The organism is Streptomyces sparsogenes subsp. cuspidosporus, from assembly GCF_039532705.1.
In the GTDB taxonomy this organism is placed as follows: domain Bacteria; phylum Actinomycetota; class Actinomycetes; order Streptomycetales; family Streptomycetaceae; genus Streptomyces; species Streptomyces sparsogenes.
The window spans coordinates 41,110-60,812 of record NZ_BAAASD010000034.1; the positions used below are offsets into that span (position 1 = coordinate 41,110).

Sequence of the window (19,703 nt, forward strand, 5' to 3'; positions counted from 1 at the left end):
CGGCCGCTGAGGGGCGGCCGCTGAGGGGCGGCCGCTGAGGGGCGGAGCAAGCGCGCGCGAAGCACAGGGCCTACGTACCGCCACTGTCCGTGACGGCCCCCGGGGCAACCAGGCCCCCACCACAAGGGCCTACCCTGGAGGGGTTATGAATGACTTCCCCGGTGCGCCCACAGGTCCCCGCGACGGTCGTCGCCTGCGCGTCCTCGCCGCCATGTCCGGCGGCGTCGACTCCGCCGTCGCGGCCGCCCGCGCGGCCGAGGCGGGCCACGACGTGACCGGCGTCCACCTCGCCCTCTCCGCGAACCCGCAGTCCTTCCGCACCGGCGCCCGCGGCTGTTGCACCATCGAGGACTCGCGCGACGCCCGCCGGGCCGCGGACATCATCGGCATCCCCTTTTACGTGTGGGACCTCGCCGAGCGCTTCCGCGAGGACGTGGTGGAGAACTTCATCTCCGAGTACGAGGCGGGGCGCACCCCCAACCCCTGCCTGCGCTGCAACGAGAAGATCAAGTTCGCGGCGCTGCTCGACAAGGCGCTCGCCCTCGGCTTCGACGCCGTCTGCACCGGCCACTACGCCACGATCGTCCACCGTGAGGACGGCACCCGCGAGCTGCACCGGGCCTCGGACATGGCCAAGGACCAGTCGTACGTCCTCGGTGTCCTCGACGAGCGCCAGCTGGCCCACGCCATGTTCCCGCTCGGCGACACCCTCACCACCAAGGACGAGATCCGCGCGGAGGCCGAGCGGCGCGGCCTGGCCGTCGCCAAGAAGCCCGACAGCCACGACATCTGCTTCATCGCCGACGGCGACACCCAGGGCTTCCTCGCCAAGCACCTCGGCACGGCCGAGGGCGACATCGTCGACGAGGACGGCCGCAAGCTCGGCACCCACGAGGGCGCCTACGGCTTCACCATCGGCCAGCGCAAGGGCCTGCGCATCGGCCACCCCGCGCCCGACGGCAAGCCGCGCTACGTCCTGGACATCTCCCCGGTGAACAACACCGTCACCGTCGGCCCGGCCGAGGCCCTCGACGTGACTGCCCTCACCGCCATCACCCCCCGCTGGTGCGGCACCCCTCCCACCGGCCCCGCCACCTACACCGCCCAGCTGCGCGCCCACGGCGGCGAAACCGAGGTGACGGCGGAACCCGTCGCCGACGGACTGCGCGTCACCTTCACCACCCCGGCCCGCGGCGTGGCCCCCGGCCAGGCGATCGTGCTGTACGACGGCACCCGGGTCGTGGGCTCCGCGACCATCGCGACGACGGAACGGGCGGCGGCCCGCGCGGCGTCGGTGAGCTGAGCGGGCGCCTTGGCAGGCGTGCCTCAGTAGGTGTAGAGCGCCGAGGTGTCGAGGTCGGTGCCGAGCGGTTCACCGAGCGGCACCGGCTCGCCGAAATCCGTCTCCAGCGAGGCGCGGTAGTGCTCCCCACTGGGCAGGGAGTAGAGCAGGCACTTGCCCACGATGGGGTTGACGATCAGGTAGTACGGGATGCCTGCCAGGGCGTACTTCCTGACCTTCTTCACCGTGTCGTTCTCGGGATTGGACTCCGAGACGACCTCGGCTACGAGGATGATCTCGTCGGCGGGGAATTTCGCCATGTGCGTACCGCGGTAGGAAGAGTCGGCCACGGAGATGTCCGGCCGGAGGAGCGTCGTGCCGTGCCACCCCTCGTAGACGGTGTCGACCTCCGTCATGACAAACCACTTGGACACGAGCTGGGATGCGATGGTGAGGACCATGTTCCCGTGAGAGCTGGTAACCACGGTGCTGACGTAAACCTCTCCATCGATCATCTCGGCGTGGTAGTCCGGGAATGCCGCATCGAACTTCTCGAAGCGCCGCATCTGTTCGGTCTGCACTGGGCTCTCCATCTGCGCCGTCATGGTGTGCCCTCCCCTCGTGTCCTGGCTTTTGCCAGGGTAGCTGTGCGTATGCGCTTCCGCACTCAGTCGGGCCTCGGAGGCATCGGCCTTTCTCCGGGCAGCGCGGGCGAATCGCGGTCTCGTATCAGGCGGCATGCAGTGATCCAGAGATGTCTCGGTAGTCCCGGCAGCGGCCGGGCGGGGCGTACGATGGACGGCCCCCGCAACACCAACTCCCTTGCCGTGGCAAAGTCACGACCATGTTGAACTCGACGCCTGAGCGTCGCAGACGCCTCGCCGCGACCGCTCTCCTCCTGGGAGCCGCCATATCCCTGACCGCCTGCGGTGAACAGCGCGGCACGGACTCGGCGGCCGGCATCCCCAACCCGCCGCCCTCGAGCTCGAGCCCCAGCTCCTCCGGCGCCTCCCCCTACGCGGAGCCCGGAGCAGGCGACGGCGCCCCGCACTACAACGAGAACAACGCCGGCCGCCTCCCCGGCGAGATGTCCGCCGACGGCGCGGAGGACGCGCGGAAGGAGGCGGACCGCATCAGGCCCGTGCTCAGGCGGCTCTGGAAAGAGAAGAAGTGGGACGTCAAGAGCGTGCGCGCGGCGCTGCTGAAGCTGGGGCTCGACGGGATGCTCGACGTACGGGAGATGGAATCGCGCTTCGAGACCGACCACTACGTGACGCCGGAGGGCGCCCGGGTCGGCCTTCGCGTGCGTGACGACGCCTGCGTCACGGCCTTCGTGCAGAAGACCAACTTCGAGGTGCGGACGAACGGCCCGTACCCGGAGAGCGGCTGCTTCGAGCCGCCCTTCGCCCACTGAGGGAACGCGTCCAGGGCTTGCGGCCCGGGGACGACAAGGCTAACGTACAACCAAATGGTTGTAGATGAGCTGAGCGACGAGACGGTGGACCGCCTGTTCCACGCGCTGGCCGACGCCACCCGCCGCAGCATCCTCCGCCGCTGTGTGCGGGGCGAGCTGTCGGTGTCACGGCTGGCCGAGGACTACCCGATGAGCTTCGCCGCCGTGCAGAAGCACGTCGCCGTGCTGGAGCGGGCCGGACTCGTCACCAAGCAGCGCCGTGGGAGGGAGCAGCTCGTGCGGACCGACGCCGAGGCCATAGCCCGCGCGCGACACGCGCTCGACGAGCTGGAAGCGACCTGGCGCGGGCGCGTGGACCGGATGGCCCGCCTGCTCGCCCAGGACCCGGAGCCGGACGACAAGACCCCGAAGGAAGGACGAGGCCGATGAGCGTCACCAGTGTGGACAAGGACCTGGACAACCTGACCCTGACCCTGATCGCCGACTTCGCCGCCCCCGTCGACCGGGTGTGGCAGCTGTGGGCCGACCCGCGGCAGCTGGAGCGCTGGTGGGGACCGCCGACCTACCCGGCCACGGTGGAGCAGTACGACCTGACCCCGGGCGGCGAGGTCACGTACTTCATGACCGGCCCGGAAGGCGACAAGCACCACGGCTGGTGGCGGGTCGCCTCGGTCAACCCGCCGACCTCCCTCGAATTCCTCGACGGGTTCGCCCACGAGGACGGAAAGCCGAACGACGAGATGCCGACCACCACCATGAGGGTGCGGCTCACCGAGCACGAGGGTGGCACCCGGATGGAACTGCGCTCGGTCTTCGACTCCCGGGAGCAGATGGAGCGGATGGCCGAGATGGGCATGGTCGAGGGCCTGCGGCAGGCGGCGGGCCAGATGGACGCCCTGCTCGGCGCCTGACGTCGACTCAACCCGATCCCGCAGCCCCGTTTTTGCGCCTCGGGCGCACGGGAGCCCCGGTGCGCGTCCGCACCGGGGCTCCGTCATATCACTGAATCTTCATGCCTTCAGAATGACAGCTAATCTCACAGCCCAAACCAAGGTCAGTACCAGAATGCACAGGGTGGCTACTTCATAAAATGTCGACCAGATGTTTTTAAGAGATTCCACGATCTCGGCGCCTGTCGCAAGATCCACGTAGCCGGAGATCAGTGCCGTGATCGCAGAGATGGTAAAAGCGGCCAATAGGTGGCGGGTGAGTGATCGAAGGATCGATTTCTTACGTTCGGAATCGGATGTACTCATGGGTTGTACTCCTTCGTGGTCTCAACATGATTTCCTCCAAAATTGGCGATACTTGTGTATGGCGGGGTATCGCGTATTACCCGCGTTGGCGCGCCCGCGCCTGGCGAAGTGGGGTGTAGACCCCTCAGGGACCTCTCATCGCAACCCTCCGTCCTGACGGCAAGTCAACCGATCTTGGCAGGAGCATGCTCCCACCGCACTGCGGCGGGGCGCCAGTGGCACGGCGGCGCCACGCCTCCCCCTGCCCAACGCTCCTGACGACGCGATAGTTCCACTCCTCGTCGTGCCTGGTCGCCGGGTTGTGCGCCGGGGCGGGACGCGCGACGCGTTGTCCGCGGACAAACTCTCCGCCCTCTTGGGGCCCGGCCGGTGGGTGGCCGGGCCCCGCTCTCTCGTGCGTCAGGTACGGCGGGTGCGGCGGGCGAGAAGGCAGGCCCGGCGGGTCTCGACCTCGTGGTCGTAGTGAGTGCGCCCCATGCGCATCTCCACTGTGAACCCGGCCGCCTCATACTCCGTGATCGGCGAGGACTGGGGCACGTGAGTGGCGCACTGCATCGGTGAGGTCCGGCCAGGCAGGCCGGACCTCACAGCATGACCGGGGCTAGCCGGAGAATGACATCACCATCGGCTGGAGTACAGGGCGTTCGCCGCTACCCGGCCCGGTGCGGCGCCGCGGCGTTGCACTACCCAGCCGTCGGGTGCATTCCGGTAGCGCAGCCGGTATGTGCCGGTGGTCTTGTTCGGCATATTTCCGTGGCCGAGTGAAGAATCGGCGTAGTAGTGTACGAAATGAGCCGCGTTCATTCCGAGCGCTGACCTTTCGGAGACCCTGTCGAACCAGAACTCATTGAGTGAGAGCAGGGTCCAATCCGTGCCGCCCTTCCCCTGGGGATTGTCCAGCGCCCACCTGGTCAGGAAGTTCGAGCCGGATCGCATGTCGCGGCACTGCGCAGTTGAGCAGAATTCAGTCAGGCCGACGCCCTTGTGGCCGGTGTCGAAGGTCACCACGTCATCGACCAACAGCGAATCCGGGAAGCCATCCGCCTTCCGCTGGACACCGGTGAGTGCGGCGCGTGCAACGAGTCCACCCATGGAGTGACCGACCAAGTCCACGGTCTGGCCCTTGCTCGTGTAGTTGTCGTAGATGTGGTTGGCGAGCTGCCGGCCGAGTTCTACGATCCCCACGTCCTGTCCACCTTTCGCAAGGCGGACGTCACAGCTATCGGTGTCTCCCGCGTAGAAGCCAACCTTGTGGAATGTTCCGGTCCACCCCCAACCGCGCATCGCCTCGGGCAATGGCTTCCAGTATTCGTTGCAATCCACCCCCGGCTTGTCGTCCCTGTCATAGCCCGGAACGAAGTACACCGGATCGCTCGCACTGTCGGCACGAATGTCGGCTGTTGTGGCCGTTGCGGCCGAGACCGGACCGCTCAGACTGAGTGAGAGTAAGGCCGCTACGGACCCGATGAGCGCCCGCCATCGCTTTCTCATACCTGCTGCTTCCCTCGTGGTAGGTTCATCAGCCTCGCAGCTGATCTAGCACAACCGTGTCCTGTCGACTTTGCGCGTTGCTTGGAAGAACCTTGAATTGCCTGCTCACATCGTCGTGGGTGAGCAGTGGCACGCCTCTTTTGAAGCCCTCAGTGAGGTGCGCGGATGGGACTTCCGGGTGTCGCGGTCGTCGCGTACGTCCCCGGGTGCGTAGCGGACTGCTCCGCGCATGATGGTGACCTCCCTGGAGGAGAGAGGGGCGGTGGCTCAGGCGGTGCGGGTCGCCGTACTCGCCGGCGGTGACGTTTTCCAGCCAGTCGACGCGTCGGTCTCCCACTCGGCGATATGGGTCATGAAGTGGTCGGGGCGGCGCCGCGGCCTGAGGAGGCCGGTGGCCCCGGACGCGCAGGGTGTCGGAAGAACGGGCTGAGCATGTCCAGGCCCTCATGCCTCCGCGGTTATAACGCCATAGCAATACCAGTCTTGGACGTTATGACTCGGCCAGACATAGCGTCGAGGTGTTCGACCACGGAGATCGCAACGAGGAGGTTTCACCATGGTGACCGGCAGTCAGGCACCCGCTGGCGCACATCGGACGGAGCGGGGGAGGAGCAACCGGCGGGCGAGGTTCGTCAGATCCTTCGCCGTGTCGCTGGTCACCGCATTGGTCGGCGTCTGCGCGGTCGGCAGCGCAGACGCCGATGCCCCGGAAAAGGACCGGGCCGAGGTCCTTGAACTCCAGGTTCGGAACGACCAGTACACGAATACCGACCTCGGGCCGGCGGGGCCGAGCTTGGGTGACATGTACGTCTACTCCGGCACCGCGGTGCAGGACGGTCGTGACGTCGGGCGCGGGGGCGGGACGTGCCAGGTCGTCCACGTCGAGGGCGAAGAACTCACGACGCAGTGCCTGCTCACGATAGAACTCGAGCGTGGCTCCCTGACGATGCAGTCGCTGTGGGTGAGCGGAACGAATGCGCTCGACATGGCCATCACCGGCGGTACGGGCGACTTCCGTGGCGCGAGGGGCACCGCGCGCTACTGGGACATCGCCACGTCGAAGGAGAGGATGCGGGCCGAGATCCTGCGCTGATACGTCAGCGATCGAGCAGCTGATCGAAGCGCCCCTCCTTCACGCCGAGGACGAAGGCGCGCAGAGCGGTTCGGTCGGTGGTCACGATGGCCTCGGGCTCGGCGCTCTCGCGTATCGCTATGCCGCAGTCGGCGGTGGCGACCTCTATGCAGTTGTTGCCGCCGCCGCCGCAGAACGACGACCGCTGCCAGGTGAACTCGGGCACCGATGGCTCCTCTCACGTATCGCGGGCGATGGACCGGATGAGCTTCTGCGACTCGTCGGGGCAGAGTGCTGACTCTTCCATCAGGTCCAGGAGAGCACGATAGTTGGTGAGCGGAGTCGGGGCGTCGACGAAGTGGGGGCCGTACGCCGTGTCCAACTGCACGGTGTCGAGCTGAGGCACGGGCCCGTGCGCGTAGAGGATCGACTGCCCGGCGCCGGGGAAACTGCCCACGCTGAACGGGATGACCAGCAAGGTGATGTTGTCGCGGTCTGCGGCGTCGGCCAGGTATTCGAGCTGCGTCCGGGCCACGTCCGGGCCGCCGAACTGCATGCGCAGCGCCGCTTCGTGAATGATGCCGACGTAAGGGGTCGGGTCCTTCCGCTCGAAGATGCCCTGGCGACCCTGGCGGTGTGCCACACGCAGTTCGACCTCCAAGCGTGGCAATTTGGGAACCACGAGATCGAAGAGTGCGCGAGCGTGTTCCTCGGTCTGTAGCAGGCCTGGCAGGTGGACCGTCTGCGCGGTGCGGATCCGCGTGGCATGGTGCTCGATTTCGGAGATGTCCAGGAAGCCGTCTGGCAGCTTCCCCCTGTACTCCACCCACCAGTCCTGGTTCCGGCGACCGCCTGTCAGGGATGCCAGTGCACTGATCAGCGCATCGTCCGCACATCCGTAATTGCAAGCGAGTTGGCGGACTCGCTCTTCGCTCAGCCCTGTGCGAGCGGCCTCGATGTTGGAGACCATCGTTCGATCGGCGCCCAGCATCGTGGCCGCCTGCTGGATGGAAACCCCGGCCTGCTCGCGCATACGCCGTAGCTCTGCGGCGAGGCGGCGTTGACGGCTCGTGGGGGTGCTTCTTGGTGCCATGAGTCCTCTCTTGCTACCCGTTCAGGCAGTCTGACAGGACATCAAGTGGGCGTCTAATGAGCTGAGTATCGATTCACTCGTTCGTGTTTCTATGACTCATAAGTTACTCGGAATGCTCTAGCTTGTGACCACGAACACAACGCCCGCTCCCACCGGAGGTGCCCGTGACCCCGCAACCACCGCCGCTGCTGTTCACCGAGCCCTGGGAGTACGAACTCCGCTTCCCCCGGGACCCCCGCGGCCCCGGCGTCGTCCGGGCCACACTGCGCGCCGTGCTGGCCGCCCACGGGCTGCGTGAAATGGTGGAGTTGGCTTCTCTGCTCACCTCCGAGCTGGCCACGAACTCCGTCCGCTACTCCGACGCCTGCGCGTCCGTGCGGCTGCTCTGGACGCACCCCGTACTCCGGGTCAGCGTCACGGACACCAACCCCGAGCTTCCGGAACCGTTCAAGCCCTCCGACGACCTCGACAGCGGCCGGGGGCTGTTCATCCTCGACGTCCTGGCCGACCGGTGGGGTGGCTGTGCCATCGGAGAGGAGCCGTTCGGTCTGGGCGGGAAGACGGTGTGGTTCGAGCTGGCCTGGGGCGGGCCCCCGCCGACGCCCACCGCTGCGCTCGCCGCCTGAACCCGTCCGTACATCGATCCGGGCGCTGTCGGACCCGGGCCGTACAGTGTCGGGCATGAACATCTGCGTCTTCTGCTCCGCCGCCGACCTGGACGAGCGCTACACCGCCCCCGCGCGCGAATTCGCCGAGCTGATCGGCAAGCGTGGCCACACGCTCGTATGGGGCGGGTCGGACGTCGGGCTGATGAAGGTCATGGCGGACGGCGTGCAGGAGAGCGGCGGGCGCTTGGTGGGAATATCGGTGGAATTCCTGGCGGCGAAGGCCAGGGAGAACGCCGACGAGATGGTGATCGCCAAGGATCTCGCCGAGCGGAAGGCGCAGCTGCTCGCACGGGCGGACGCGGTAGTGGTCATGGTGGGTGGCACGGGGACGCTGGACGAGGCCACCGAGATCCTGGAGCTGAAGAAGCACGGCCTGCACATCAAGCCGGTGGTGCTGCTCAACACGGCGGGCTTTTACGACGGGCTGAAGCAGCAGTTCCAGCGGATGGAGGACGAGGGCTTCCTGCCGGTGCCGCTGAGCGAGCTGGTGTTCTTCGCGGAGAACGGCGCGGAGGCGATGGCGCACCTGGAGCAGTGAGCGGTGCGGGCGTGGCTCTGCCGGGGCGGAGCCACGCCGAACGGGCTGGTCACCCGCGGGCCGCGGGCCCGGGCTCGTGCGGCAAGCTGGAGACATGGGAACGCATCTGATCACTGGAGCAGGCTCGGGCATCGGCGAGGCGGTCACCGAGCGGCTGGCCGAGCGGGACGAGGAGCTGTGGCTGCTGGCCCGCGACGCGGGGCGGGCGCGGGAGTTGGAGGGACGCTTCCCCGGTGCCCGTACGGTCGTCGGTGACCTGGCGGACCCGGACAAGCTGTCCTGGGCGCTCGGGCAGCAGGCGCTGCCCGACCGGCTCGACTCGCTGCTGCACATCGCCGGCGTGGTGGACCTCGGCGGGGTGGCCGAGCTGACGCCCAAGGTGTGGAGCCGCCAGCTCGCGGTCAACCTGATCGCGCCCGCCGAGCTGACCCGGCTGCTGCTGCCGCAGCTGCGGGCGGCCCAGGGGCATGTCGTCTTCGTCAACTCCGGGGCGGGGCTGCGGGCGAACGCCCAGTGGGGCCCGTACGCGGCGAGCAAGCACGGGCTCAAGGCGCTGGCCGACGCGCTGCGCTGGGAGGAGAGCGGCCACGGCGTGCGGGTGACCACCGTCTACCCCGGGCGTACGGCCACGCCCATGCAGGTCAAGGTGCATCAGCAGGAGGGCAGGGAGTACGACCCGGAGCGCTGGATGACCGCCGGATCCGTCGCGACCACGGTCCTCGCGGCGCTGGACCTGCCGCGCGACGCGGAGATCACCGACCTATCGGTGCGGCCGCTGGCCTGACCGGCCGCCGGGCCGGGCGCCGGGCCGGGGCCCGGCAGTGCTTGCCGGTGCCCGAGGCGTCCGGCGGTGCCCGGCGGCGCCCGCTGTGTCCACGGCGGATCGCGCGCGCCGACGTACGCTGACGAGGTGAGCAGCGAAGCCGAAGGTGCCGAAGCGAGAGCGACCGACGCGCAGGCGGGATGCGGGGTCAGGGAGATCCGGGGGCTCGTCACGGAGCTGTCCCGGCGGATGGACGCGCACCGGCGCAGCCGGATCGCGGAGCTGGGGCTCACCCCGACCCAGGCGAAGGCCCTGGAGGAGCTGGGGGAGCCGAAGACGGCGCGGGAGCTGGCCGGGGTGCTGTGCTGTGAGCCGCCGAACGTGACGTATGTGATGGACAAGATGGAGAAACAGGGGCTGGTCGTACGGCAGCCGCACCCCACGGACCGCCGGGCCAAGCAGCTGGTCCTGACCGAGGCGGGGCGGGAGTTGCGGCTGGATCTGCTGCGGCGGATGGGGAAGGACTCGCCGCTGGACCATCTGACCGAGGAGGGGCGCCTTGAGCTGCGGGCGCAGCTGTTGAAGGCGCTCGACCGGGCGGTGTAGGCCGGGGCGGACGGCGCGGAGCCCCAGGGGCCGGGCGAGGGTCCCTGGGGCTTTCGTATGGGCTCGGTAAAGTTATAGCTGTCACGGTTGCAGCTGTAATAGATACAGCTATAAGTTTCTGCGCATGATCACTCGTACGGACAGGGCACGGCGGAAGGCAACGGCGGTCGAACCCGATCACCCCGCGAACGCGAAGCGAGTGGAGGCCCAGGAGTGGCAGGCGGAGCCTGAGGCACAGGGGGCGCGGGGGCGGCAGGGCGTGCAACTCCTCGCGCTCGCCCTCGGCTTCGTGATGGCGACCCTGGACGTGACGATCATCAACGTCGCGGGCCCCGAGCTGCGCAGCGGCCTGGACCTCAGCCTGGCCGGCCTCACCTGGGTCGTCGACGGCTATGTGCTGGTCTTCGCCTCGCTGCTGCTGCTCGCCGGGTCACTGGCCGGCCGCTTCGGGGCCCGGCGGGTGTATCTGACCGGGCTCGGGCTGTTCACCGCGGCCTCACTGGTGTGCGCGGTCGCCCCGGTCGCCGCCGTGCTGGTGGCGGGGCGGCTGGCGCAGGGGGCCGGCGCCGCGCTGTTCATGCCGAGCTCGCTGACCCTCCTCATGAACGCCTTCCCGGGCGGCCCGCAGCGCGCCCGGGTCCTCGGCGTCTGGTCCGCGATCGTGTCCACGGCGGCCGGCGTGGGGCCGGCGGTCGGCGGGCTGCTGGTGGGCGGCCTGGGGTGGCGCAGCATCTTCCTGATCAACCTGCCCGTCGGGCTCGCCGCCCTGGTCCTGGCGCGCCGCTACGTCGCGCCGCTGCCCGGCCGCGCCGTGCCGCTGGGCGCGGGCGGGCACGCGCTCGGCCTGGTCGCGCTCGCGGCGCTCGCGTACGGGCTCATCCAGGGGCCCGAGACGGGGTGGGACGCGGCGCCGGTGCTGGCCGCGTTCGCGGTCGCGCTGCTGGCCGGGGCCGCCTTCGCGGTGCGGGAGCGGGCCCCGGGGACGACGGCCCGGGTGCTGCCGGGCGAGCTCTTCGCCAACGCCCACTTCTCGACCGCCAACGCCGTCGGCTTCCTCTTCAACCTCGGCTGCTACGGCGGGATGTTCATGCTCGGCCTCTTCCTCCAGAACGCGCGCGGCGCGAGCCCCCTGGAGGCCGGTCTGCAGCTGCTCCCCACCCAGATGGTCTTCCTGCTCGGCAACATCCTCTACGCCCGGCTGGGCCACCGCGTGGGCAACCGGGCCGCGCTCGCCGGGTCGCTGCTGTACTCGGCGGCCGGGACGCTCGCCCTGGCGCTCGTCCTCTCCCCGGACCTGCCCTACTGGGTGCTCGCCGTGGTCCTGGGCGCCTTCAACACCGGCCTCGGCGTGGCCTCCCCGGCGATGACCGGCGCCCTCATGGACGCCGCCGGACGCGAGCACGCCAACATCGCCTCCGCCACGCTCAACGCCAACCGCCAGATCGGCACCCTGGTCGGCATCGCCGTCATGGGCGCGGTGCTGGCGGGCGCGGGCGGCTGGTACGCGGGCGCCGCGGCCTCCTTCGCGCTGACCGGCGGGTCGTACGCGGCCGCCGCCCTGCTGGCCTGGTTCGGCCTGCGGCCGCCCCGGGCCGGGCGAGCGGTTCACACGAGCGGCCCCGCGGCTCGTACCCTTCCGGGGTGAGCGAGAAGAACACCGCCGACGACGCGAACAGAGCGAACAAGCCGAGCTGGGGCGCGGGGGCCGCGACCGGGGTCGGGTCGATGCCGGGCGGCGACGCGCGGGAGGCCGCGAAGACCGTCACCGGGTCGCTGGAGACGCTGCCGTACCTGCCGGAGCTGCCCGCGCGCGGGCCCGGCGCGGACATGATCGGGCGGACCGCCGGGATGCTGGTCGAGGTGTACGCCCATGTGGAGCCGAGCGGCTGGCGGATCAGCGACCGCCCCGGGCGCGACACCCGACGGGCGCGCGCCTGGCTGAGGGAGGACCTGGACGCCCTGGAGGAGTTCACGCAAGGGCACCGGGGCGCCCTCAAGGTGTCGGCCGTCGGGCCCTGGACCCTGGCCGCCGGGCTCGAACTGCGGGGCGGCGAGGCCGCGCTGAACGACGCGGGCGCCTGCCGGGACCTGACGGCCTCGCTCGCGGAGGGGTTGCGCGCCCACCTGGACGAGGTGCGCCGCAGGGTCCCGGGGGCCGAGGTGGTGCTCCAGCTCGACGAGCCGTCCCTGACGGCGGTGGCGCGCGGCCGGGTCCGTACGGCCAGCGGTTACCGCACCTACTCCGCGGTGGACCGGGGCGTGCTGGAGGGCGCGCTGCGGGAGGTGATCGCGGTGACGGACGGGCCGGTGGTCGTCCACTCGTGCGCGCCCGGCGTGCCCTTCGGGCTGCTGCGGCGCGCGGGGGCGGACGGTGTGTCGTTCGACCTCTCCCTGCTCACGGAGGGTGAGGAGGAGGCGATCGGGGAGGCCGTCGAGGGCGGCACCTCGCTGTTCGTCGGCGCGGTGCCCGGCACGGACGCCCCATTGTCGGACCCTGCGGGTAGCGTCATGGGTGTCAGGACGTTGTGGCGCAGGCTGGGGCTGTCACCGGGGACTCTCGCCGAGTCCGTGGTGGTCACCCCGGCGTGCGGCCTTGCGGGCGCCTCGCCCGCGTACGCGCGCGCCGCGCTGGCCCACTGCGTCCGGGCGGCGAGATCGCTCGCGGACAACCCTGAGTAACGGGAGGACGACACGGTGGCCGGCGAACAGCAGTCGACAGTGCCCGCCGAGGTACGGGACAAGCACGCCAAGCTCGCTGAGCAGGTCGAGGAGCACCGCTTCCGGTACTACGTCAAGGACGCGCCGGTCATCAGCGACGCCGAGTTCGACAAGCTGCTGCGCGGGCTGGAGGCGCTGGAGGAGGAGCATCCGGAGCTCAGGACGCCCGACTCGCCCACCCAGAAGGTCGCGGGGGCGTACGAGACCGAGTTCACCGAGGTCCGGCACCGCGAGCGGATGCTCAGCCTGGACAACGCCTTCGAGGGCGACGAGCTGGCCTCCTGGGCAGAGCGGATCGCCAAGGAGCTGGGGGAGACCCCCTACCACTTCCTGTGCGAGCTCAAGGTGGACGGCCTCGCGGTCAACCTGACGTACGAGCGCGGCCGGCTGACCCGCGCCGCCACCCGCGGCGACGGCCGCACCGGCGAGGACATCACGCCCAATGTGCGGACGATCTCCGAGATCCCCGACCGCCTCAAGGGCGACCGGATCCCGGATCTCGTGGAGGTCCGCGGCGAGGTCTACTTCCCCGGGGAGCGCTTCGAGGAGCTCAACGCACGGCTGGTGGAGGCCGGGAAGCCCCCCTTCGCCAACCCGAGGAACGCGGCGGCGGGCTCGCTGCGCCAGAAGGACCCCAAGGTCACCGCGAGCCGGCCGCTGCGCATGGTGGTCCACGGCATCGGCGCGCGCGAGGGCTTCGCCATCGAGCGGCAGTCGCAGGCGTACGAGCTGCTGCACGAGTGGGGGCTGCCGACCGCCGCCCACTACAAGGTGGTGGATTCGCTCGACGGCGTCCGCGAGTACATCGCGTATTACGGGGACCCCAAGCGGCGGCATTCGCTGGAGCACGAGATCGACGGGGTCGTGGTCAAGCTCGACGAGATCCCGTTGCAGGGGCGGCTGGGCTCCACCTCGCGGGCGCCGCGCTGGGCGATCGCCTGGAAGTTCCCGCCGGAGGAGGTCAACACCAAGCTGGTCGACATCCGGGTCGGCGTCGGGCGCACCGGGCGGGTCACGCCGTTCGCCGTGGTCGAGCCGGTCACGGTCGCGGGCTCCGAAGTGGAATTCGCGACCCTGCACAATCAGGACGTCGTCAAGGCCAAAGGCGTGTTGATCGGCGACACGGTGGTGCTGCGAAAAGCGGGCGATGTCATTCCGGAAATTGTGGGGCCGGTCGTCGATCTGCGGGAGGGCGATGAGCGGGAGTTCGTGATGCCCGCCGAGTGCCCCGAGTGCGGCACCGCGCTTCAGCCGATGAAGGAGGGCGATGTCGATCTCCGCTGTCCCAACGCCCGGTACTGCCCGGCCCAGATCCGCGAGCGGATCTACTACCTCGCGGGCCGCAAGTGCCTGGACATCGAGAATTTCGGCTATGTCGCCGCCGGGGCGCTCACCCAACCGCTGGAGCCCGCCGAGCCGCCGTTGAAGGACGAGGGCGACCTGTTCGATCTGAAGGTCGAACAGCTTCTGCCCATCACGTCGTACGTATTGGACCCGGACAGCGGACTGCCCAAGCGCGACCCGAAGACCGGCGAGGAAAAGGTCGTCACCTTCTTCGCCAACCAGAAGGGCGAGCCGAAGAAGAACACCCTCGCCATGCTGGCCAACATCGAGGCGGCCAAGCAGCGCCCCCTGGCCCGGGTCATCACCGGTCTTTCGATCCGTCATGTCGGACCGGTCGCGGCGGCGGCGCTGGCCCGCGAGTTCCGCTCGCTCGACCGGATCGCCGAGGCGAGCGAGGAGGCCCTGGCCGCCGTGGAGGGCGTGGGGCCCACCATCGCGGCCTCGGTCAAGCAGTGGTTCGCCGAGGACTGGCACCGCGAGATCGTGGAGAAGTGGCGCCGGGCCGGAGTGCGGCTGGAGGAGGAGGCGGGCGACGACGAGGGGCCGCGGCCGCTCGAAGGGCTCACCGTCGTGGTGACGGGCACCCTGCAATCGCACACGCGGGACGGAGCGAAGGAGGCGCTGCAGAACCGCGGTGCCAAAGTCGCGGGTTCCGTTTCGAAGAAGACCGACTTTGTTGTGGTGGGCGACAATCCAGGATCGAAGTACGACAAAGCCATGCAGCTGAAGGTTCCTGTGCTCGATGAGGACGGATTTGCGGTCCTGCTCGAACAAGGTCCCGACGCCGCGCGAGAGGTCGCCGTCACGCCTTCGGAGTAGTCCCGGTCGAGCGGGTTCCGGTCCAACCTGGCCGGATTACGACTGGGAGCACTTCCCGGGCACAGCAAGCGGGCATCACCCTTACAGCGCATACCAGATGGTTATGGATCGTCGGGCGGCATTCGGGCAACCGTCGCCGATCGCCGCCCGTCAAAGCCATCTGCCGCCTACTGTTGATGGTGTGCGCCTGCCGTGGCGCTGGCACCGCCGGCTGTGAGAGGGACGGGTATGAAACCGACCGAAAGCGCCGCTCCGGCGTCACGGCTGCGCCGGCTCCTGCTGCCGGCGCTGCCCGCCGCGGCGGTCGCGATGGCCGCTTTCGCACTCGGCATCGGGGTATTCCGAGTGCTCGACGCGGGCCATGCGCTCTTTCCCGACGGCACGGTGGGCTGGTCCCTCGCCGTCCTCACCGGAATCATCGTCGGCCATCTGGTGGCCCTGGGCCGCGACCGCTGGTGGGGCGGCACCGGATCCGGCGCCGCGTTAACCCTGGCCGCGCTGCTGCTGTACGGCTGGCTCCCCGCCGGACTCGTCAGCCTCGCCGTGGTCGTCCTGGTCGGCGCCGCCCGGCGGCACCGCTGGCGGCAGGCGGCGCTGCACGGCGCGGTCGACATCCTCGGCGTCGGCACGGCCGCCCTGACCCTCGCCGCCTTCGGCACCGTCCCCACCGTCGAGGACCCCTGGCGGCCGGCGAGCTGGGAGATGTCCGCCGTCCCCCAGACGGTGCTGGCCGCCTTCGGCTATCTGGCGGTGACCCGCGCCCTGTTGTGGTACTCCCTCGCCCCGCCCGGCGCCGGACTGCCGACCCTCGCCCGCACCGCCCTCGTCCGGCAGGCCCTCGTCGGCATCGCGCTGCTCGGCATCGCCCCGCTGATCGTCGTCGTCGCCGACGAGATGCCCCTGCTGCTCCCGCTGTTCGCGGTGCCCCTGATCGCCCTCGACTCCACCCTCTGGATCGCCCGGGTGCGCGCCGAGGAGCAGCTGCGCGACCCGCTCACCGGACTGCCCAACCGCCAGTGGCTGCTGGAGCGCACCTGGACCGCGCTCGACGAGGCCGAGCGGGGCGGCACCCGCACCGCCCTGGTCCTCCTCGACCTCGACCGCTTCCGTTCGGTCAACGACACCCTCGGCCACCTCGCGGGCGACCGGCTGCTGCTGCAGATAGCCGAGCGGCTGCGGCTCGCCCTGCCGCGCGGCGCGGAGGTGGCCCGGCTCGGCGGCGACGAGTTCGCGGTGCTGCTCCCCACCACCGACTCCCTGACCAGCGCCCAGCGGGCGGCCCGCAGCCTCGTCGGCGACCTCGGCTCACCCCTGGACCTGGACGGGCTCACCCTGGTCCTGGAGGCCAGCGCCGGCGTCGCCGTCTACCCCGACCACGCGCTCGACGCCGAGGGGCTGTTGCGCCGCGCGGACGTCGCCATGTACCAGGCCAAGCGCGACCGCAGCGGCGTCGAGCTGTACGAGGCCCGGCGCGACGGCAACACCCCCGACCGGCTCGGCCTGCTCGGCGATCTGCGGCGGGCGCTGGACGCGGGCGAGGTCGAGCTGCACTACCAGCCCAAGGTCGGCTTCGACGGCCATGTCTCCGGCCTGGAGGCGCTCGTGCGATGGGTCCACCCCGACCGGGGACGGGTGCCGCCCGACGAGTTCATCTCCATGGCCGAGAGCTCCGGGCTGATGCCCCGGCTGACCGAGTACGTCCTGGAGACGGCGCTCGGCCAGGTCGCGCGCTGGCGCGCCGACGGCCTCGACGTGCCCGTCGCGGTCAACGTCTCGCCCCGCGATGTGCACACCCCCGGCTTCGCCGGCTCGGTCGCCGGCCGGCTGGCCCGCCACGGCGTCCCGGCGGGCGCCCTCCAGCTGGAGATCACCGAGCACGTTCTGCTCGAGGACCCCCAGCGGGCCGCCGACACGCTGGCCAGCCTCACCGGACACGGCGTGCGGATGTCCCTCGACGACTTCGGCACGGGCTACTCCTCGCTGGTCCACCTGCGGCGGCTGCCGGTGAGCGAGCTCAAGATCGACCGGTCGTTCGTGGCCCGGCTGGCCGTGGACACCGAGGACGCCGAGATCGTCCGCTGCACCGTCGACCTCGCCCATTCCCTGGGGCTGCTGGTCGTCGCCGAGGGCGTCGAGGACGACGAGACCTGGGAGCGGCTGCGGGACCTGGGCTGCGACGCCGTACAGGGCTGGCTGGTCGCGGCGGCCATGCCCCCCGACGAGACCACGGCCTGGCTGCGCGCCCGCGGCGAAGGCGGCTGGCGCCGGGAGGACTCCGCCACGCCCGCCGCGCCCGCCACGCCCGCCGCCCCGGCGGCCGCCCCCGCCCCGCTCACCGCCCCCTCCCCGGCCGCCACCACCGCGACGGCCGCCCCCGCCGAGGAGGACGCGGACCAGCCGGTGACGTGATCCGGCCCGGTGCCTCACCGCCCGCCCACCCCACCTCCGGCACGTGAGGACGCACGCGGCGCGGCCGCGGGCGATGGTGCGGAAGGGGCGGGGCGGGGAAAGCGTTTCGCCCGCAGCGTGGCCGGAGCCATAGGATTGGGGCGAAAACTCTCCACACTCACCCTGAGGATCGCTGCATGCCTGGCATCACGCGCGAGGAGGTCGTCCACCTCGCACGGCTGGCGCGTCTGGAGCTGAAGGACGAAGAGCTCGATCACTTCGCCGGACAGCTCGACGACATCATCGGCGCGGTGGCCCGCGTCAGCGAGGTCGCCGACCAAGACGTACCGCCGACCTCTCACCCGCTGCCGCTGACCAACGTCATGCGCCCGGATGAGGTCCGTCCGTCGCTGACCCCGCAGGAGGCGCTGTCCGGTGCCCCCGCCCAGGAGCAGCAGCGGTTCAAGGTGCCGCAGATCCTGGGGGAGGAGTGACCCACATGGCCGACCTGACCAAGCTCACCGCCTCCGGCCTCGCCGAGAAGATCGCCTCCGGCGAGGCCACCGCCGTCGAGGTGACCGAGGCGCACCTGGCCCGCATCGACGCCGTCGACGAGAAGGTGCACGCGTTCCTCCACGTGGACCGGGAGGGCGCGCTCGCCCAGGCCCGGGCCGTGGACGACAAGCGCGCCCGCGGCGAGAAGCTCGGCCCGCTGGCCGGCGTCCCGCTCGCACTGAAGGACATCTTCACCACCAAGGGGGTCCCGACCACCGTCGGGTCCAAGATCCTCGAGGGGTGGATCCCGCCGTACGACGCGACGCTCGTCACCCGCCTGAAGGCCGCGGACGTGGTCATTCTCGGCAAGACCAACATGGACGAGTTCGCCATGGGGTCCTCGACCGAGAACAGCGCGTTCGGCCCCACCGGCAACCCCTGGGACCTCACCCGCATCCCCGGCGGCTCCGGAGGCGGCTCCTCCGCCTCGCTGGCCTCCTTCCAGGCCCCGCTCGCGATCGGCACCGACACCGGCGGCTCGATCCGCCAGCCCGCCGCCGTCACCGGCACGGTCGGCGTCAAGCCGACGTACGGCGGGGTGTCCCGCTACGGCATGGTGGCCTTCTCCTCGTCCCTGGACCAGGGCGGCCCCTGCGCCAGGACCGTGCTGGACGCGGCCCTGCTGCACGAGGCCATCGCCGGGCACGACCCGCTCGACTCGACCTCCATCGACGCCCCGGTCCCGCCGGTCGTCGAGGCCGCCCGCAACGGCAGTGTGCGCGGCATGCGCGTCGGCGTGGTCAAGGAGTTCGCCGGCGAGGGCTACCAGGCCGGCGTGATGCAGCGCTTCAACGAGTCGGTGGAGCTGCTGCGCGAGCTCGGCGCCGAGGTCGTGGAGCTGTCCTGCCCGTCCTTCGACAAGGCGCTCGCCGCGTACTACCTGATCGCGCCGTCCGAGTGCTCGTCCAACCTGGCCCGCTTCGACGGCCTGCGCTACGGCCTGCGGACCGGCGACGACGGCTCGAGGTCCGCCGAGGACGTCACCGCGCTCACCCGCGCGGCCGGCTTCGGCCCCGAGGTCAAGCGCCGGATCATGCTGGGCACCTACGCGCTCAGCTCCGGCTACTACGACGCGTACTACGGCTCCGCGCAGAAGGTCCGCACCCTGATCAGCCGGGACTTCCAGCGCGCCTTCGAACAGGTCGACGTGCTGGTCTCGCCGACCACCCCCACCACCGCCTTCCCGATCGGCGAGCGCGTCGACGATCCGATGGCGATGTATCTGGCCGACCTGTGCACGATTCCCTCGAACCTCGCGGGAAACGCGGCCATGTCACTGCCCTGCGGCCTGGCGCCGGAGGACGGTCTGCCGGTCGGACTGCAGATCGTCGCCCCCGCCATGGCCGACGACCGGCTCTACAAGGTCGGTGCCGCGGTCGAGGCCGCGTTCATCGACAAGTGGGGCCACCCGCTGCTCGAGGAGGCACCGTCACTATGAGTGCGATCAAGAAGGCCAAGAACTTCAAGAAGTCCAAGGCCGGTACCTACCTGTCCATCGGCTCCTCGCTCTTCGGCGCGCTGGGCGTGGTCAAGCAGGTCAAGAAGGCCCGATCCGAGAACGACACGCTGCAGCTGGTCGACGCGGTGGTCTCGGCCGCCGCGATCGTCACGTCCGTCGCACTGCTCGTCCGCGAGCTCAAGCGCATGGGCGACGACGACATCCTCGCGGGCTGAGCGGACTGAGAGGTTAGTTTTC

General features: G+C 70.2%; 21 protein-coding genes. 16 read left to right on the plus strand and 5 right to left on the minus strand.

What is annotated here, in order from left to right; translation table 11 throughout:
* Window positions 1-145: 145 nt before the first annotated feature.
* Window positions 146-1,303 carry a tRNA 2-thiouridine(34) synthase MnmA gene (gene mnmA / locus ABFY07_RS30700; RefSeq protein WP_346177619.1) on the plus strand — a complete coding sequence of 386 codons (1,158 nt, stop codon included), beginning with the start codon at window positions 146-148 and terminating at the stop codon, window positions 1,301-1,303.
* Window positions 1,304-1,326: 23 nt separating this feature from the next.
* Here mnmA and ABFY07_RS30705 read toward each other — a convergent pair whose 3' ends face one another.
* Window positions 1,327-1,887 carry a Uma2 family endonuclease gene (locus tag ABFY07_RS30705; RefSeq protein WP_346177620.1) on the minus strand — a complete coding sequence of 187 codons (561 nt, stop codon included), beginning with the start codon at window positions 1,885-1,887 and terminating at the stop codon, window positions 1,327-1,329.
* 239 nt (window positions 1,888-2,126) lie between these two features.
* Between ABFY07_RS30705 and ABFY07_RS30710 the strand changes: the two genes are divergently transcribed.
* Genes ABFY07_RS30710 through ABFY07_RS30720 form a run of 3 tightly spaced genes read left to right on the plus strand, consistent with a single transcriptional unit; the run spans window position 2,127 to window position 3,607 of the window.
* Entirely contained in the window at window positions 2,127-2,696 is a 570-nt protein-coding gene (locus ABFY07_RS30710; RefSeq protein WP_346177621.1) for a hypothetical protein, read from the plus strand.
* A 54-nt stretch (window positions 2,697-2,750) separates the two neighbouring features.
* Complete coding sequence (locus ABFY07_RS30715; protein WP_346177622.1) at window positions 2,751-3,125, plus strand: ArsR/SmtB family transcription factor; 375 nt, start codon at window positions 2,751-2,753, stop codon at window positions 3,123-3,125.
* Entirely contained in the window at window positions 3,122-3,607 is a 486-nt protein-coding gene (locus ABFY07_RS30720) for an SRPBCC family protein (protein WP_346177623.1), read from the plus strand. The genes ABFY07_RS30715 and ABFY07_RS30720 overlap by 4 nt, the downstream gene beginning before the upstream one ends.
* 99 nt (window positions 3,608-3,706) lie before the next feature.
* On the opposite strand, the gene ABFY07_RS30725 is transcribed toward ABFY07_RS30720, so the two are convergent.
* A complete protein-coding gene (locus ABFY07_RS30725; protein ID WP_346177624.1) occupies window positions 3,707-3,952 on the minus strand; it encodes a hypothetical protein in 246 nt (81 codons plus the stop codon).
* Between the two features lie 618 nt (window positions 3,953-4,570).
* Window positions 4,571-5,443 (minus strand): esterase/lipase family protein, encoded by an 873-nt coding sequence (locus tag ABFY07_RS30730; protein WP_346177625.1) that lies wholly within the window; start codon window positions 5,441-5,443, stop codon window positions 4,571-4,573.
* 646 nt (window positions 5,444-6,089) lie between these two features.
* On the opposite strand from ABFY07_RS30730, the gene ABFY07_RS30735 reads away from it, so the two are divergent.
* The gene (locus ABFY07_RS30735) at window positions 6,090-6,536 is read left to right on the plus strand and encodes a dirigent protein (RefSeq protein ID WP_346177626.1); all 447 of its coding nucleotides are present in this window, start codon (window positions 6,090-6,092) and stop codon (window positions 6,534-6,536) included.
* Between the two features lie 4 nt (window positions 6,537-6,540).
* Here ABFY07_RS30735 and ABFY07_RS30740 read toward each other — a convergent pair whose 3' ends face one another.
* Entirely contained in the window at window positions 6,541-6,741 is a 201-nt protein-coding gene (locus ABFY07_RS30740; protein WP_346177627.1) for a DUF397 domain-containing protein, read from the minus strand.
* A 12-nt stretch (window positions 6,742-6,753) separates the two neighbouring features.
* Window positions 6,754-7,608 carry a helix-turn-helix domain-containing protein gene (locus ABFY07_RS30745; protein ID WP_346177628.1) on the minus strand — a complete coding sequence of 285 codons (855 nt, stop codon included), beginning with the start codon at window positions 7,606-7,608 and terminating at the stop codon, window positions 6,754-6,756.
* A gap of 164 nt (window positions 7,609-7,772) precedes the next feature.
* Between ABFY07_RS30745 and ABFY07_RS30750 the strand changes: the two genes are divergently transcribed.
* The 11 genes from ABFY07_RS30750 (at window position 7,773) to ABFY07_RS30800 (ending at window position 19,681) form a co-directional block, all read left to right on the plus strand.
* Window positions 7,773-8,234, plus strand: a complete 462-nt coding sequence (locus ABFY07_RS30750) for an ATP-binding protein (RefSeq protein ID WP_346177629.1) — start codon at window positions 7,773-7,775, stop codon at window positions 8,232-8,234.
* A gap of 55 nt (window positions 8,235-8,289) precedes the next feature.
* Window positions 8,290-8,814, plus strand: coding sequence for an LOG family protein (locus tag ABFY07_RS30755; protein WP_065964976.1), 525 nt, complete (start codon window positions 8,290-8,292; stop codon window positions 8,812-8,814).
* A 94-nt stretch (window positions 8,815-8,908) separates the two neighbouring features.
* Window positions 8,909-9,598: an SDR family oxidoreductase gene (locus tag ABFY07_RS30760; protein WP_346177630.1), complete on the plus strand. Its 690-nt coding sequence runs from the start codon at window positions 8,909-8,911 to the stop codon at window positions 9,596-9,598.
* A 126-nt stretch (window positions 9,599-9,724) separates the two neighbouring features.
* Window positions 9,725-10,183 carry a MarR family winged helix-turn-helix transcriptional regulator gene (locus ABFY07_RS30765; protein ID WP_346177631.1) on the plus strand — a complete coding sequence of 153 codons (459 nt, stop codon included), beginning with the start codon at window positions 9,725-9,727 and terminating at the stop codon, window positions 10,181-10,183.
* 124 nt (window positions 10,184-10,307) lie between these two features.
* Window positions 10,308-11,828 (plus strand): MFS transporter, encoded by a 1,521-nt coding sequence (locus ABFY07_RS30770; RefSeq protein WP_346177632.1) that lies wholly within the window; start codon window positions 10,308-10,310, stop codon window positions 11,826-11,828.
* The gene (locus ABFY07_RS30775; protein ID WP_346177633.1) at window positions 11,825-12,862 is read left to right on the plus strand and encodes a methionine synthase; all 1,038 of its coding nucleotides are present in this window, start codon (window positions 11,825-11,827) and stop codon (window positions 12,860-12,862) included. Before ABFY07_RS30770 ends, ABFY07_RS30775 begins: the two co-directional genes overlap by 4 nt.
* A gap of 15 nt (window positions 12,863-12,877) precedes the next feature.
* Window positions 12,878-15,064, plus strand: coding sequence for an NAD-dependent DNA ligase LigA (ligA, locus tag ABFY07_RS30780; protein ID WP_346177634.1), 2,187 nt, complete (start codon window positions 12,878-12,880; stop codon window positions 15,062-15,064).
* 228 nt (window positions 15,065-15,292) lie between these two features.
* Window positions 15,293-17,473 carry a putative bifunctional diguanylate cyclase/phosphodiesterase gene (locus ABFY07_RS30785; protein ID WP_346177635.1) on the plus strand — a complete coding sequence of 727 codons (2,181 nt, stop codon included), beginning with the start codon at window positions 15,293-15,295 and terminating at the stop codon, window positions 17,471-17,473.
* A 176-nt stretch (window positions 17,474-17,649) separates the two neighbouring features.
* Complete coding sequence (gene gatC / locus ABFY07_RS30790; RefSeq protein ID WP_065964987.1) at window positions 17,650-17,946, plus strand: Asp-tRNA(Asn)/Glu-tRNA(Gln) amidotransferase subunit GatC; 297 nt, start codon at window positions 17,650-17,652, stop codon at window positions 17,944-17,946.
* A gap of 5 nt (window positions 17,947-17,951) precedes the next feature.
* Window positions 17,952-19,445, plus strand: coding sequence for an Asp-tRNA(Asn)/Glu-tRNA(Gln) amidotransferase subunit GatA (gene gatA / locus ABFY07_RS30795; protein ID WP_346177636.1), 1,494 nt, complete (start codon window positions 17,952-17,954; stop codon window positions 19,443-19,445).
* Window positions 19,442-19,681, plus strand: a complete 240-nt coding sequence (locus tag ABFY07_RS30800) for a hypothetical protein (RefSeq protein ID WP_065964991.1) — start codon at window positions 19,442-19,444, stop codon at window positions 19,679-19,681. Before gatA ends, ABFY07_RS30800 begins: the two co-directional genes overlap by 4 nt.
* Window positions 19,682-19,703: the final 22 nt, after the last annotated feature.